Consider the following 14494-nt stretch of genomic DNA (forward strand, 5'->3'; position numbering starts at 1 on the left):
CATCTAACGGTGATCGGACCGCCGAAGTCACGCGCGGGCCCCCCTTTCCCGCCCGGACACCGGGTCATGCGTGAGCCGAAACGCTCCTTCGAGTGACGTCAGCGGGACGTCAGGCAGGCGTTAGCAGAACATGAGCGGCGCGCGGGAGGCTTCCCATGTCAGACGGTCCGGAGGGGGAGCGGTTCGCCGCGGATCCGGGCCCTGTCTGCACCGATCCGACCAATCGACCGCTACACACCTCGGGGAATCCCATGCTGACGCACCGCAAGCGCACCGCCGTCCTCGGCGCCACCGCCGCCCTCGCCCTCGCGCTCACCGCCTGCGGCGGGGACGGCAGCGGCACGAAGGCGGCCGGCCCGGCCGACACCTCCGCCTCGGCCGAAGCCACCGTGGCCGCGAAGAACACCGGCAAGGACACCGCGGGTGGCGCCGCCCAGGACCAGGGCAGCTCGGCGGGCGACGGCGCCAAGACGGGCGGCGGCTCCACCGAAGCGGTCACCTCCAGCACCGGCACGTCCAAGGGGGGCGCCGCCAGGACGGGCGGGGCCGCCGCCGGCGACACCAGCGACGCCTACGCGTACAAGCACCCCTGCAAGAGCGGCGACCTGTCGGTGCGCGTGTACGCCCGCGAGGGTTCGGCCACCCAGCACGTGATCGAGGTCAACAACACCGGCAGGAACTCCTGCGGCCTGAGCTACTACCCGCGCGTCAGCCTGGGCGCGGCGAACGCCTCGGACCACAGCGGCGACATCATCCCGCTGGTCCCGGGCGGCCTCGGCGGCGCACCGGCGTACCCGGTCAAGCCGAAGACCGCCGCGATCGCGGTGGTCGACCTCAACCCGGGCGGCGGGAACGGCGTGACCTGGGTGGACGAGCTGAACGTGCTCGCCGACGGCGACAACATGCCCAACGCCGAGCAGCTCAACTTCCCGCTCGGCCCCGACGTGAAGGTCGGCACCCCGAAGCTGGGCCTGTACCGGACCACCGTCGCCGACGCGGTGGCCTCCATGAAGCAGGCGAACACGAAGCCCTGACCCGTACCCGGCCATGATGACGGTGCCCTCGAACGGAACGAAAGGGTCTGTCCGAGGGCACCGTTACGATCCGTGCCATGCCTGCTTTCCGCGACTTCAACTTCAAGCTGCTCGTCATCGAACAGCTCATGTACACCGACGAGACGCTCACCCCGGCGTTCCGCATAGCCGACTGCCTCAAGGCCAAGGGCATCGACCAGGACCCGCAGAGCTACGCCTACGAGAACGACCTCGCCTTCACCGTCCTGGACGAGGCCCGGGCCCACTTCGAGGCACTGGAGATCAGCTCGGAGCTGCTGGCCACCGTCGAGACGCTGACCGTCGACGGCGGCCTCGAGGTGTACCAGGAGTGCGCGCCGGTCTGGGACGGGGAGGACGACCTCTTCGACGTGGGCTCGCTCGACGACCTGGATCTGCTGCCGAACCTGCGGCTGATCGAGGGCGTGGACGACTGCGGAATCGGCATGTCGTTCGACACGGACGTCCTCGCGAGCCGGGGCATCGCCACCGACTGAACGCCGACGCCCCGTCAGGGACGTACCCCTCGCGCTCCGCACGTGTCCGGCGCATGCGCGGCGGGAATGATCAATCGCATGAAAGAGGACAACAGGGACACCGCAAGCGGCACACCGGGCGAGATCCTGCACTGGAACCTGTTCATAGGCGGCCACCTCAGCGCCTCCGTACCCGTGCGCCTGGTCGAGCGAACGGCCGCCGGACAACTGGTGTGGATGAAATCGGGCACCCCGATGTGGCACACCGCCCTCCCGCGCGGCGTCTCCCACCTGCGCGACATCGACCCGCACGAGCGCCCGGCCGAGGGCTTCCCCGTCGTCGCGGGCCGCTGGCCGATGGGCGACGCCCTCTTCTACCAGCCGACGGGGGCGGCCCACTCGGTGCTGTGGCTCTTCGGCCGCAGACACAAGTTCCGCGGCTGGTACGTCAACCTCGAACGGCGCGTGCATCACGGCGCGGACATCGACATCGCCGACCACGAGCTGGACATCAACGTCGCTCCGGACCGGACGTGGAGCTGGAAGGACGAACAGTCCTTCGCCGAGAAGACCGGCCACCCCGCGTACTGGACGGCCGAGGAAGCGCTCGCGATCCGGTCCGAAGGAGCGACCGTCGCACAGCTCGCCGAGGCCGGAACCTTTCCCTTCGACGGCTCCTGGTGCGACTTCCGGCCACCGTCGTACTGGAAAACCCCGCCCCGACCGCCGACTCCGCGTCACCCCCTGCTGCGCCCGATGGGCGCTCCGACCTCGCCCCCTCCGCCCTGAAGCGCGCGATTCGGCCACCAGAGGGCATCTCGGCCAGCCTGGCGTGATGACGATCATTGCCCGGCGTCACTCTCCGTGATACACAGAGTAACCATACGCATTTCGCCCACACACCGATTCGATCCGCAGGTCAGGGCGGTCAGACCGGTCAAATGTGCGAGATCCGGGTAAAGAGAGCCGTGAAGCCGTCGTACGAATCCAGTTTCATCAGCGAAGATAGAGAGTGACCCGTGCCATGCGGTACGGGCGGTGAACTACCCAACTGGGGCGGTGACTTACATGATCCTGGCAGCTGAAAAGGGCGACATCACCACCATCATCGGCGGAATCGCCCCGAACTGGGGGCCGTTCGGGACCCTGGGCAACGAGGCCCGCGTGATGATCGAGGTGGTGATGGCGATCGCCATCCTGCTGTGCCTCGGCATCGCGGTCTGGGGCGCGGCCAAGCAGCGGATCGGCGCGACGGCTCTGCGCGACACGTTCAGCGCGGAACAGGGCAAGGGGCTGATCGTGGCCGGCCTGACCGGTGTGTTCATCATCGGATCGCTCGGCACCCTGTTCACCATTGTGTACGGGATGGCCGTCTGACCGCGCGTCATCCCCGAACCGGGGCACGGCCGCCCCACCCCTCCCATCCGTCCGTCGTGCCCACCGGCAGAGGTTGCGTACCCCTGATGTCGAGTCACCACACCGCGTCCGCGCGGAGAGCAGCACGGCTACCGTCGTACTACGACGCGGTTCAAGCAACGGTTGAGGGGGCGTACGCGGCATGAGTCTCGGCGACGAGGACGGCTACGGCAACGACGCGGGACGCACGAGCGACGCCTACAGCACGATCGGCGGCACCCGTCAGACCCGCACCCGCCTGCCCGACGGCCCCACCGGCGACCCCTACGGCCCCCGCCGCCCGGCCCGCAACTCCCGCTCCCTCATCACGTTCGCCGGCGTGGTGATCCTCCTGCTGGGCGCCATCGCCTTCGCCAACATGGGCGGCGACAAGGACGGCTCGAGCGGCAAGTCCGGCGCACCCTCCGGCGACCGGGCGGGCGCCGCGCCGACCTCCCCCACGGGCACGAAGCCGGTAACAGGCAAAAACGGCACAATCCCCTCGGGCTTCGCCCACGACCAACAGGGCGCGGAGAGCGCGGCGGCGAATTACTCGGTCGTCCTCGTATCGGCGGACATCCTCAAGCCGGCACAACGCAAACAGATCGTGCGTCAGGTCTTCGTCACCGACAGGGCCGGAGAACTCGAGAGCAAGTTTGACCAGGCTTACAGCAAGGACTTTCTCGACAAGGTCGGCCTCGACGAAAACGGTGACGCCGCAGAGGGCATGACCTACGTATCGAGAACAGCACCCGTCGGGACAAAGGTCACGCAGTTCACCGACACCTCCGCCACCGTGGAGGTCTGGTGCACTGGCGTCTTCGGCACAGCCGGCATTGGCTCCACCAATCCCGTGAGCAACGACTGGTTCACGATGACGCTCGAACTCCATTGGGAGAGTAACGACTGGAAGGTCGACAGCTTCTCCCAGAAGGACGGCCCGGCACCCGTCAACGCCGATCGCACTGCTTCAGGCGCCGACGAAATCGCGAAGGCTGTCGAGGAGTACGGAGGGTTCACCTATGCCCGCTAGTGCAAGGCACATGCTGCGACTGGGGACAATGCTGGCGAGCATCCAAGCCGTGCTGGTCGTCCTGGCAACGCGTGCCACAGCTGCTCCCAGCCCCTCCCCGTCAGATGACGGGAAGTGCTCACTGATCGTCGGTCCTGCCAAGGACTACTGCGAAGGCGGAAGTTCCAGTTCCTCCAGGTCCACCCCGCCCCCAAGCACCGACCCCGCTCTCGACCCGCTCACCTCGCTCGGGCGGGGCTGTGCCGATGCCGCCGCGTGGATCGTGGGCAAGCTCAGCGACGCGGTCAAGGAGACCGCCAACGTCGACTTCACGAACACCCGCTTCCTCCAGCAGTACGCCATCGTCTTCGCCGCCTCCACCGTCCTCACACTCGTCCTCTGGCTCCTCGCCGTAGCCAAGCGCGCCATCCGCGGCGTCCCCCTCACCACCGCCATCTCCGAAGCCATCGGCTTCCTCTGGCTCACCGTCCTCGCCTCCGCCTTCACCCCCCTCATCCTCTACACCATCGTCTCCGCCACCGACGGCGTCACCGAAGTCATCGCCTCCTCCTCCGGCGGCCAGACCGACGTCTTCTTCGGCTCCTTCGCCCAAGCCCTCAAGAAGGACTCCGACATCGGCGGCGGCCCGATCATGCTGATCGTCGTCTCCCTCGTCTCCATCCTCGCCGCCGGAATCCTCTGGCTCGAACTCGTCATCCGCGCCGCCCTGCTCTACGTCGGCGCCCTCCTGGGAACCGCCGTCTACGCCGGACTCGTCGACAAGAACATGTGGGGACACGTACGCCGCTGGGCAGGCATCATGATCGCGGTGATCATGGTCAAACCCGTCATCGTCGTCGTACTCGGCCTCGCCGGCGCCCTCTCCTCCGACGACGGCCCCGACGCCTTCTCCGCCGTCGTCTCCGGCCTCGCCATCATCCTGCTGGCCATCTTCGCCTCCGCCATGATCTACCGCTTCGTCCCCGGCTTCGGCGACGAGATCCAAGGCGCCCGCACCAACCGCAAGCAGGCCACCGACGGCTCCCAGGCCGCCGCCATGATCAGCTCCCCCGCCGCCCTCGTCTCCCAGGGCATCAAGACCCACAGCAGCCGCGGCGGCCAGAACAGCGGCGACACCAGCAGCGGCGGCGGCCGCCCCGCCAACCCGGTCAGCGGCGGCGTCGCCGCCCACAGCTCCCGTAACCCCGGCGGCGGATCCGCCCCCTCCGCCGCACCCCCGCCCCGCAGCGGCTCCGCCCCGACCGCCGGCACCCCCCACAGCAGCCGCGGCACCCGCGGTGGACCAGGCAGCACAGGTAACAACCGCACAGGAGGTGGCGGGCGTTGAGCACACAGTCCCATCCGATCGCGCCCCGCCGTACGTATCTCATCGGCCGCGCCCGGCCGAACGCGATCGTCGGCAAGAACCGCGAGACGGGCGAAATCGCCCTGATCATCGCCGGCGCGTTCCTCGGCATGATGAGCGGCCTGCTCGTCCCCGTCCTCTCCCTGCGCATCGTGCTGCTCACCGGCTTCCCGCTGCTCGCCATCGCCATGGTCTACGTCCCGTACCGGCACCGGACCTTCTACAAGTGGTTCGAGATCAACCGCAGCTACAAGCGCTCCCTCCGCCGCGGCACCACCTACCGCTCCACCGCAATGGAAGCCGGCACCCGCGCCGACGGCCGCGAGATCGAGATCGGCCCACCCCCCGGCATCGGCCGCATCAACTGGCTCTCCGCCCCCTTCGGCCCCGACGAGATCGCCGTCCTCCTCCACGCCGACCGCCGCACCGTCACCGCCGCCATCGAGATCGAGGGCCCCGGCGTCGGCCTGCGCGACAGCGAGGACCAGGAAGCTCTCGTCGACCGCTTCGGCACCCTCCTCAAGCACGTCGCCAACGGAGACGGCTTCGTCACCCGCCTCCAGATGCTCGCCCGCACCCTCCCCGCCGACCCCGACGCCCACGCCAAGGACGTCGCCCAGCGCGGCGACAAGGCATCCCCCCACTGGCTCCAGGACTCCTACGACCAGCTCCAGTCCATGGTCTCCACCTCCAGCGAGCAGCACCGCGCCTACCTCGTCGCCTGCATGCACTTCAACCGCGAGCTCGCCGCAGAGGCCAACGCCATGGCCCGCGCCGCCCGCCCGCACACCGGCCGCAAGCTGGACCGCGACGCCGGCCTCGCCGTCGTCATGGCCCGCGAGCTCACCGACATCTGCGCCCGCCTCGCCGAGGCCGACATCCGGGTCCGCCAGCCCCTCGGCCAGAGCCGCCTGGCCTCCCTCGTGCACTCCATGTACGACCCCGACCACCCCATCGACCACATCCAGGCCATGACGAAGCGCAACGCCTGGCCCGCCGAGCTCGACGCCGTCGAACCGACGTACCTCCAGGCCAAGACCCGCGAATCGTCCACCCGCGCCCCCTGGTGCCACTCCACCGCCTGGGTGAAGGAGTGGCCGATGACCCCCGTCGGCGTCAACTTCCTGGCCCCCCTCCTCGTCCACACCCCCGACGTCATCCGCACGGTCGCCGTCTGCATGGACCTGGAACCCACAGAGATCGCCATCGAGCGCATGCTCACGGAGAAGACCAACGACGACGCCGAGGCCAGCCGCCAGGCCAAGATGAACCGCACCGTCGACCCCCGCGACATCGCCGCCCACGGCCGGCTCGACCAACGGGGTGAAGACCTCGCCAGCGGAGCCGCCGGCGTCAACATCGTCGGGTACATCACCGTGTCGTCCCGCTCCCCCGAAGCCCTCGCCCGCGACAAGCGGACCATCCGCGCTTCGGCCGGAAAGTCGTACCTGAAGCTCGAATGGTGCGACCGCGAGCACCACCGCGCCTTCGTCAACACCCTGCCGTTCGCCACCGGCATCCGCCGCTAACCGCCAGTCCGCGACACCGAGAGGGAGGTCAGTCACGCCATGCGAGATCCGCTGTCCGCGTTGTCGGACGCCTTTACCGCCTTCCTCTTCGGGAAGGTGGAGACCACCCGGCTGCCCGTCCGCACCTCGACCGGCCAGGCCCAGGCCGTCTACCTGCCCACCGCCGCCCCCGGCCTCGGCGACTCCGGTGTGATCATCGGCCGCGAGGTCTACTCCGGCAAGGGCTACATCTACGACCCCTTCCAGCTCTACGGACAACAGCTCCCCGCCCCCCACTGGCTCGTCCTCGGCGAGTCCGGTAACGGCAAGTCCGCGCTGGAGAAGACGTACGTGCTCCGCCAGCTCCGCTTCCGCGACCGCCAGGTCGTCGTCCTCGACGCCCAGGGCGAGGACGGCGTCGGCGAGTGGAACCTCATCGCGCAGGAGCTCGGCCTCACCCCCATCCGCCTCGACCCCACCTCCGCGCTCAACGGCGGCATCCGGCTCAACCCGCTCGACCCGGCCATCACCACCACCGGCCAGCTCGCCCTGCTGCGCACCATCATCGAAGTCGCCATGGGCCACGGCCTCGACGAACGCTCCGGCTTCGCCCTCAAGGTCGCCCACGCCTACGTCAACGCCACGACGACCGACCGCCAGCCCGTCCTCACGGACATCGTCGAGCAGCTGCGCCACCCCGAACCGGAATCCGCCCAGGCGATGAACGTCGACATAGACGACGTCCGCGCCTGGGGCCTGGACGTCGCCCTCGTCCTCGACCGGCTGGTCGACGGCGACCTGCGCGGCATGTTCGACGGCCCCACATCCTTCGGCATCGACCTGGACGCCCCGCTGATCGTCTTCGACCTCTCGCACATCGACCGCAACTCCATCGCCATGCCCATCCTGATGGCGATCGTCGGCGTCTGGCTGGAACACACCTGGATCAGGCCCGACCGCAAGAAGCGCATCTTCCTGGTCGAAGAGGCCTGGCACATCATCAACTCGCCCTTCGTCGCCCAGCTCTTCCAGCGCCTGCTGAAGTTCGGCCGCCGCCTCGGCCTCTCCTTCGTCGCCGTCGTCCACCACCTCAGCGACGTGGTCGACGGTGCCGCCGCACGCGAAGCCGCCGCCATCCTCAAAATGGCCTCCACCCGCACCATCTACGCCCAGAAGGCCGACGAAGCCAGAGCCACCGGACGGGTCCTCGGCCTGCCCCGCTGGGCCGTCGAAATCATCCCCACTCTCACCCCGGGCATCGCGGTCTGGGACGTGAACGGCAACGTACAGGTCGTCAAACACCTGATCACCGAAGCCGAACGCCCCCTCGTCTTCACCGACCGCGCCATGACCGAGTCGTCCGTGAGCGACCTCCTCCCGGACGACGTGAGAGCCGCCGACCTCGAAGCGGAGGAACGCGCGGCCAGAATCGAGAACCAGCAGCGACTGAACGAGTCGTCCGAGTCGACGGTGGCATGACATGGCAGGCAGCGACGGGGGACGGTCCGGCGACGGCAAAGGGGGCGGCATCCCCGACGGCCTGCTCGTCGGACTGCTCGCCTTCCTCCTCGGACTGACGCTGCTGGCCTGGGCGGCCACCGGATTCGCCGGCCTCCTCGCCCACGGCGCCTGGCCCGACGGCGTCACCCCGACCGAGACCCCCCTGGCCCTCCGGCGCCTCCTGGAGGCCCCTCACGACCTGCCCGCCGCCTGGCCCAGCACCCCGCCCGGCCAACTCTCCGGCTACGGCCTGTTCTGGGGCCTGCTCATCGGCGAACTGATGGTGCTCGTGGTGCTGACGGTCTTCGTCATGGGCGTCATCACCCGCTGGCGCGCCGTCCTGGCCCGCCGCCGCACGGAACGCACGGAGCGACTGGCCCTCCTCGAACAGGCCCACCGCGAGGAGCGCGCCCGACGCAAACTCGCGCAGGGCAAGGGCCGCAAGACCGGCCGACGGAACGAACAGCAGCATGCCGCGTACGAGTCGGCGCTCCCCGAACCGAAACCGGAACCGGCCCCCGCCCCCACCCCCGACGCCCTGCGCAAGACGGCCCCCGTCCCCGCGCCGGCCGCCCCTGTTCCCGCCGAGCACCTCACCGAAACCGCACCGCAGACGACGGCCCTTCCCACCGAATCCGCCCCCGAAGCACTCACCACCCGAAAAACCTGGCACGCACCGACCGAAGCGGCGCACCCCGAACCGGCACCCCCAGGGGCGACCGCCACCGCCCCGCTCCCCGCGACCGTCCCCTCCCCACGCACCCCCCTCGTCCTCTACGGCCCCGCCGCCACCCGCCGGGCCACCGCCGTCCAGGCCATCCGCGAGGCCGACGGCCCCGTGCTCGTCGTGACCTCCGACCCCACCCTCTGGGCCGAGACCAAGGACGCCCGCGCCAAGCTCGGCCCCGTCCTCGTCTACGACCCCGGCCACCTCTGCGACACCCCGGCCCGGCTGCACTGGGCACCCACCACCGGCTGCGAACAGGCCGACCGGGCCGCGGCCCGCGCAAGCGCGCTGCTCGCCCCCGTCCGCCCCCAGGCCCGCGTCGACTCGGCGACGGCCGACATCGCCGAAACCCTCCTGCGCTGCTGGCTGCACGCCGCCGCCATCGACGGCCGCCCCTTCCGCCAGGTCCACCGCTGGGCCATCGGCGGCAACGCCCACGAAGCGGTCCGCCTGCTGCGCACCCACCCCAAAGCGGCCCCCGGCCTCGCCGGACTCCTGGAGTCCGCGCTCACCGGCCATCCCGAACGCCGGGAGATGGCACAGGAACTGACGGTGCGCGCGTTCGGCGCCCTCTCCTCCGTCCACGTCCGGGACGCCTGCACACCAAATCGAGCAGATGCGCTCGCACTGGATTCCTTTGCGGCCGAAGGGGGCAGCCTCTATGTGGTGGGTGAAGCCATCGAGACCCCGCGATCCGGTCCAGGGACGATGCCCCTGCTCACCGCGTTCGCCGCAGACGTGGTCGAGCACGGCCGCCGCATGGCCGCACGGTCATCCGACGGCCGGCTCGACCCACCAATGACGCTCGTCCTCGACGATGTCGCGGCCGTCGCCCCCCTGCCCCGCCTGCCCGAGCTCCTGAGATCCGGCCAGACGCAGGGCCTGTCCACCATCGCCCTGCTCCGTTCCCCGGAACAGGCCCGCTCACACTGGACGCAACAGCTCCGGACACCCAGCAGCCTCTGAGGAGCGGGCACGGCTTCAGGGCCGCGCCACCGCGTACTCCAGCTCACGCGCCGTCGGATCGCCGGGCATCGGCACCGTCTCCCCGGTCGGCACGAAGCCGAACCTCCGGTAGAACGCCTCGGCACGCGGATTGTTCTCGTGCACATACAGCCGTACGCGCTCCAGCCGCGGCGACTCCAGCGACCACGCCCAGTCCACAGCCGCCCGGAACAACTCGTCCGCCACCCCCGCGCCCCGCGCCTCCGGCCGTACGAACACACCGACCAGGTGCCCCTGGTTCACCGACGCCGCCTCACCGAACCGCGCCTCGACGTCCGGCCCCTCCACGAGCACCGTCACCGAGCCCGCCCAGGCACCTTCCGGGCCCTCCGCGACGAACTGCCGCACCTCGCCCGGACCGTCCTCCGAGGCATCCACCGTCCGCTCACGCCACGCCTCGTCGGACCGCTTCAGCCCCTGCTCGTACGTCTCCAGGAACGCCACCGGAGCCGCCGGGTCCTGCAACGCGGCCAGCCGGAGCTCCTTCACCGAACGCCACTCGCCGGCGCACACCGGCCGTATCACGTAGTCCATGCACCGATCCTGACCTGCGCTCCCGCGACCCCGCAAACGGATTCACCCCGTCCCCGAGGCGTCGTACCCCGGTACTACGCGCCCCCGCACATCCCGCCCCCGGTCCGACGACCGGCCCGCGCCGGCTCCGTAGCGTCGACCGCATGATCAGGGCACACGCACTCACCAAGCGCTACGGGGACACCACCGTCGTCCAGGACCTGGACTTCACCGTCCACCCGGGCACGGTCACCGGCTTCCTCGGACCCAACGGCGCCGGCAAGTCCACCACCATGCGCATGCTCCTCGGCCTGGACGCCCCCACCCGGGGCCGCGCCACGATCGGCGGACGCGCGTACACCTCCCACAGCGCCCCCCTCACCGAGGTCGGCGCCCTGCTGGAAGCGCGCTCCGTCCACCCCGGCCGGACCGCCTTCCACCACCTCATGGCACTCGCCCACACGCACGGCATCCCGCGCACCCGCGTCGAACACGTCCTGGACCTCGCCGGCCTCACCGCCGTCGCCGGGAAACGGGTCAAGGGCTTCTCGCTCGGCATGGGCCAGCGCCTCGGCATCGCCGCCGCCCTCCTCGGCGACCCGGCCGTCGTCATCCTCGACGAACCCGTCAACGGCCTGGACCCGGAGGGCGTCCTCTGGATCCGCACCCTGCTCCGCGACCTCGCCGCACAGGGCCGCACGGTACTGGTCTCCTCGCATCTGATGAGCGAGATGGCCCTCACCGCCGACCACCTGGTCATCATCGGCCGCGGCCGGCTCCTCGCCGACACCACCGTCACCGCGTTCACCACCACGGCCGGCGGCGGCTCCGTCACCGTCCTCACCCCTCGGGCCACCGCCCTGTGCGAACTGCTGAAGGGCCCCGGCATCGACATCACCACCACGCCGGGCTGCGACCGACTGGAGGTACGCGGCACGGACGCAGAACACATCGGCCGCACCGCCGCCGCCCACGCCATCCCCCTCTACGCCCTCACCCCGCACACCGCCTCCCTGGAACAGGCGTTCATGGACCTCACCCAGGAGTCCGTCGACTACCGGACCACCGCCGCACCGACCGGAGCCCCCGCATGACGACCACCGCCCTTCCCCGTCCCTACCGCGTCACACCTGCCCGGGTGCTCCGCTCCGAATGGCACAAGCTGCGCACCCTGCGCTCCAGCTGGATCACCCTGGGCCTGGCCGTCGTCTTCGTCCTCGGCGTCGGCATCCTCATGGGCACCACCTACACCTCCGACGGCGGCGACTCGGACATCGACACCGTCATCCTGGTCCTCTACGGCTCGCTCCTCGCCTCGCTCTGCACGGTGGTCCTCGGCATCCTCGTCACGGCGGGCGAATACTCCTCAGGCCTGATCCGCGCCTCACTGACCGCCGTCCCGCGCCGCCTTCCGGTGCTGTGGGCGAAGGCCGCCGTCTTCACCGCCACCGTGTTCACCGCCATGTTCGCGACCGCGCTCGTCACCTTCGTCGTCGCCCAGTTCTTCCTGCACGACACGAACCAGGCCGCTTCCCTCACCGACCCGGGTGTACTGCGCGCCGTGGCGGGGAACGCCGCCGGAACCACCCTCCTCGGCCTCATCGCCCTGGGCCTCGGCGCACTCCTGCGCTCGGTCCCCGGAGCGATCGGCGCGTTCATCGGCGGTGTGATGATCCTCCCCGAGGTGCTGACCATGCTCCCTTACGACGTGGTGGAGACCGCCGTCCGCTACTTCCCCACCCAGGCCGCGGGCGTCCTCGGCTCCGCCACCCCTCTCCCAGACGCCGCATCCCCCGGTCCGGCCCTGCTCGCCCTCGCCCTGTGGGCCTCCGCCACACTGGTCGCGGCAGCCGTACTCCTGCGGCGCCGGGACGCATGAGCCGTACGGGGCCGGGCGCGGGGGAGCCAAGGATGACGGACACCACCGAGCGCGGGGCAGCGCCTCCGCCGGCCGCCCCGACCCCGCTCACCGGGCACATACAGCGCCTCTTCCAGCGCATCCGCGCCTTCGACCACCGCCGCCCGTCGGTCTGGAACGGCGTCCTGACCACCTTCTGGGTGCTGTTCGCCGTCCTCGATGTCTCCACCGGCGGCTGGCGCACGGTCGCCGTCGACCCGCACGTCCCGGAACCGCTGGTGTTCGCCATGAGTGCGGCCTTCTCCGCCCCGCTGCTGTGGCGCCGCACCCACCCCCTGGCCGTACTCGCCTTCATGGCGCCGTTCTCGCTGGCCAATGTGTGGACGGGGGCGGTCATCCAGGCGTCGCTGCTCCAGGAGATCGTGGTCTTCAACATCGCGCTACGCCTCCCGATGCGCACCCTCGCCCGGTCGGGCGCCCTGGTCGCGGCCCCACTGGTGATCGCCGCCTCGGGGCGGTTCCCGGAGGTCTGGAGCCGTCTCCTCCTCCCGCATGTCTGGATGTTCGCCATCGCCGCCCTGGCGGGAATCCTGGTGCGTACGCGCAAGGAGTACACCGAGGCCCTTGTCGACCGGGCCGACCGGCTGGAACGCGAACGCGACCAGCAAGCCCGTCTGGCCGCCGCCGCCGAACGGACCCGTATCGCCCGGGAGATGCACGACATCATCGGGCACAACCTGTCCGTCATCACCGGCCTGGCCGACGGCGGTTCGTACGCGGCGGCCCGCAGCCCGGAACGTGCGGCCCAGGCGCTGGAAGCCATCGGCACCACCAGCCGCCAGGCCCTCGCCGAACTCCGCCGCCTGCTGGGAGTCCTGCGCGACCGGCCGGACGACGCGGACCGCACCCCGCAGCCCACCCTCGACGACATCGACGGGCTTCTGGAGGGCGTGCGCCGGGCCGGTCTGCCGGTACAGCTGCTCGTTCGGGGAACACCACCGCCCGGTCCGCTCACCCCCGGACGGCAGCTGACGGTCTACCGGGTGGTGCAGGAGTCCCTGACGAACACGCTGAAGCACACGGCCACTTCACCGTCGCTCGCGGCCGAGGTCACTCTCACCTACCAGCCGGGCGCACTCGAAGCCCTCGTCACGGACAATGGCAACCCGCCCCCGGACGAGCGGACTGCCGCAGGCACCGGACAGGGCATCACCGGGATGCGTGCACGCGCTTCCCTGTACGACGGCACACTCGCAGCCGGCCCGTCCGCCGAAGGGGGCTGGCAGGTACGGCTCCGGCTCCCACTGGAGGATTCACCCTCGTGACGACCGTGCTCATCGCGGACGACCAGCCGATGCAGCGCTTCGGCTTCCGCATGCTGCTGGAGAGCCAGGACGACATGACGGTCGTCGGCGAGGCCGCCAACGGCCACGAAGCGCTCCAGCTCGTCGCCCGGCACCAGCCGGACGTAGCCCTGATGGACATCCGCATGCCGCTCCTGGACGGCATAGAAGCGACCCGCCGCATCATCAAGGCGGGCTCCCGCACCCGTGTACTGATCGTCACGACGTTCGACCTGGACCGGTACGCGTACGACGGCCTCCGCGCCGGGGCCAGCGGCTTCCTGATCAAGGACGCACTGCCGGAGGAGATGCTGTCCGGCATCCGGGCCGTGGCCCTCGGCGACGCGGTGGTCGCCCCGAGCCTGACCCGCCGTCTCCTGGACGCGTACGTACAGCACTTGCCGGCCGACCCGGGCGAACCGGTCGTCGAGGATCCGCGCATCGCCGGCCTCACCGGCCGAGAACGGGAAATCCTGACGGTGATCGGCCGGGGCTGGACCAATTCCGAAATCTCGGAACGCCTTCATCTCGCGGAGTCAACGGTGAAGACCCACGTCTCCCGGATTCTCGCCAAGACGGGAGCCAGGGACCGCGTCCAGGCGGTCATCCTGGCGTACGACACCCGTCTGGTCTCCCCGGGCTGAAACGCAGAAAAGCCCCGTGCCAGCGGCACGGGGCTTTCCCACAATGATTGTTCGGCGGCGTCCTACTCTCCCACAGGGTCCCCCCTGCAGTACCA

The 14494-nt window shown here is 70.2% G+C and carries 14 protein-coding genes; 13 read left to right on the top strand and 1 reads right to left on the bottom strand.

Going from position 1 to position 14494, the window contains the following annotated elements; genetic code table 11:
• Nucleotides 1–251: 251 nt before the first annotated feature.
• The 9 genes from ACFZAT_RS30960 (at nucleotide 252) to ACFZAT_RS31000 (ending at nucleotide 10002) form a co-directional block, all read left to right on the top strand.
• Entirely contained in the window at nucleotides 252–1034 is a 783-nt protein-coding gene (locus ACFZAT_RS30960; RefSeq protein ID WP_391268811.1) for a DUF4232 domain-containing protein, read from the top strand.
• Between the two features lie 77 nt (nucleotides 1035–1111).
• On the top strand, nucleotides 1112–1549 hold the full coding sequence (locus ACFZAT_RS30965; protein ID WP_391268813.1) for a DUF6892 domain-containing protein: 438 nt from the start codon (nucleotides 1112–1114) through the stop codon (nucleotides 1547–1549).
• A gap of 78 nt (nucleotides 1550–1627) precedes the next feature.
• Entirely contained in the window at nucleotides 1628–2317 is a 690-nt protein-coding gene (locus ACFZAT_RS30970) for a DUF402 domain-containing protein (protein WP_391268815.1), read from the top strand.
• Nucleotides 2318–2596: 279 nt separating this feature from the next.
• Complete coding sequence (locus ACFZAT_RS30975) at nucleotides 2597–2905, top strand: hypothetical protein (protein WP_018101695.1); 309 nt, start codon at nucleotides 2597–2599, stop codon at nucleotides 2903–2905.
• Nucleotides 2906–3086: 181 nt separating this feature from the next.
• Nucleotides 3087–3956 carry a hypothetical protein gene (locus ACFZAT_RS30980; RefSeq protein ID WP_391268817.1) on the top strand — a complete coding sequence of 290 codons (870 nt, stop codon included), beginning with the start codon at nucleotides 3087–3089 and terminating at the stop codon, nucleotides 3954–3956.
• A gap of 28 nt (nucleotides 3957–3984) precedes the next feature.
• Nucleotides 3985–5283 carry a hypothetical protein gene (locus ACFZAT_RS30985; protein WP_391268819.1) on the top strand — a complete coding sequence of 433 codons (1299 nt, stop codon included), beginning with the start codon at nucleotides 3985–3987 and terminating at the stop codon, nucleotides 5281–5283.
• Nucleotides 5280–6830 (top strand): SCO6880 family protein, encoded by a 1551-nt coding sequence (locus ACFZAT_RS30990; protein WP_391268820.1) that lies wholly within the window; start codon nucleotides 5280–5282, stop codon nucleotides 6828–6830. The genes ACFZAT_RS30985 and ACFZAT_RS30990 overlap by 4 nt, the downstream gene beginning before the upstream one ends.
• Nucleotides 6831–6869: 39 nt before the next feature.
• Nucleotides 6870–8288 (top strand): ATP-binding protein, encoded by a 1419-nt coding sequence (locus tag ACFZAT_RS30995; protein WP_026171334.1) that lies wholly within the window; start codon nucleotides 6870–6872, stop codon nucleotides 8286–8288.
• 1 nt (nucleotide 8289) lies between these two features.
• Nucleotides 8290–10002 (top strand): type VI secretion protein, encoded by a 1713-nt coding sequence (locus ACFZAT_RS31000; protein WP_391268822.1) that lies wholly within the window; start codon nucleotides 8290–8292, stop codon nucleotides 10000–10002.
• 15 nt (nucleotides 10003–10017) lie between these two features.
• Here ACFZAT_RS31000 and ACFZAT_RS31005 read toward each other — a convergent pair whose 3' ends face one another.
• Nucleotides 10018–10575, bottom strand: a complete 558-nt coding sequence (locus ACFZAT_RS31005; protein WP_391268824.1) for a GNAT family N-acetyltransferase — start codon at nucleotides 10573–10575, stop codon at nucleotides 10018–10020.
• 143 nt (nucleotides 10576–10718) lie between these two features.
• Here ACFZAT_RS31005 and ACFZAT_RS31010 point away from each other — a divergent pair, with 143 nt between their 5' ends.
• From ACFZAT_RS31010 to ACFZAT_RS31025, 4 genes are read left to right on the top strand one after another with little or no spacing between them, the layout of a single operon-like run.
• On the top strand, nucleotides 10719–11648 hold the full coding sequence (locus ACFZAT_RS31010) for an ATP-binding cassette domain-containing protein (protein WP_391268826.1): 930 nt from the start codon (nucleotides 10719–10721) through the stop codon (nucleotides 11646–11648).
• Nucleotides 11645–12433, top strand: coding sequence for an ABC transporter permease (locus tag ACFZAT_RS31015; RefSeq protein WP_391268827.1), 789 nt, complete (start codon nucleotides 11645–11647; stop codon nucleotides 12431–12433). Before ACFZAT_RS31010 ends, ACFZAT_RS31015 begins: the two co-directional genes overlap by 4 nt.
• A 32-nt stretch (nucleotides 12434–12465) precedes the next feature.
• Nucleotides 12466–13737: a histidine kinase gene (locus ACFZAT_RS31020; protein ID WP_391268829.1), complete on the top strand. Its 1272-nt coding sequence runs from the start codon at nucleotides 12466–12468 to the stop codon at nucleotides 13735–13737.
• Complete coding sequence (locus ACFZAT_RS31025) at nucleotides 13734–14399, top strand: response regulator (RefSeq protein ID WP_391268831.1); 666 nt, start codon at nucleotides 13734–13736, stop codon at nucleotides 14397–14399. Before ACFZAT_RS31020 ends, ACFZAT_RS31025 begins: the two co-directional genes overlap by 4 nt.
• Nucleotides 14400–14494: the final 95 nt, after the last annotated feature.

Source organism: Streptomyces sp. NPDC008163, assembly GCF_042956885.1.
In the GTDB taxonomy this organism is placed as follows: domain Bacteria; phylum Actinomycetota; class Actinomycetes; order Streptomycetales; family Streptomycetaceae; genus Streptomyces; species Streptomyces drozdowiczii_A.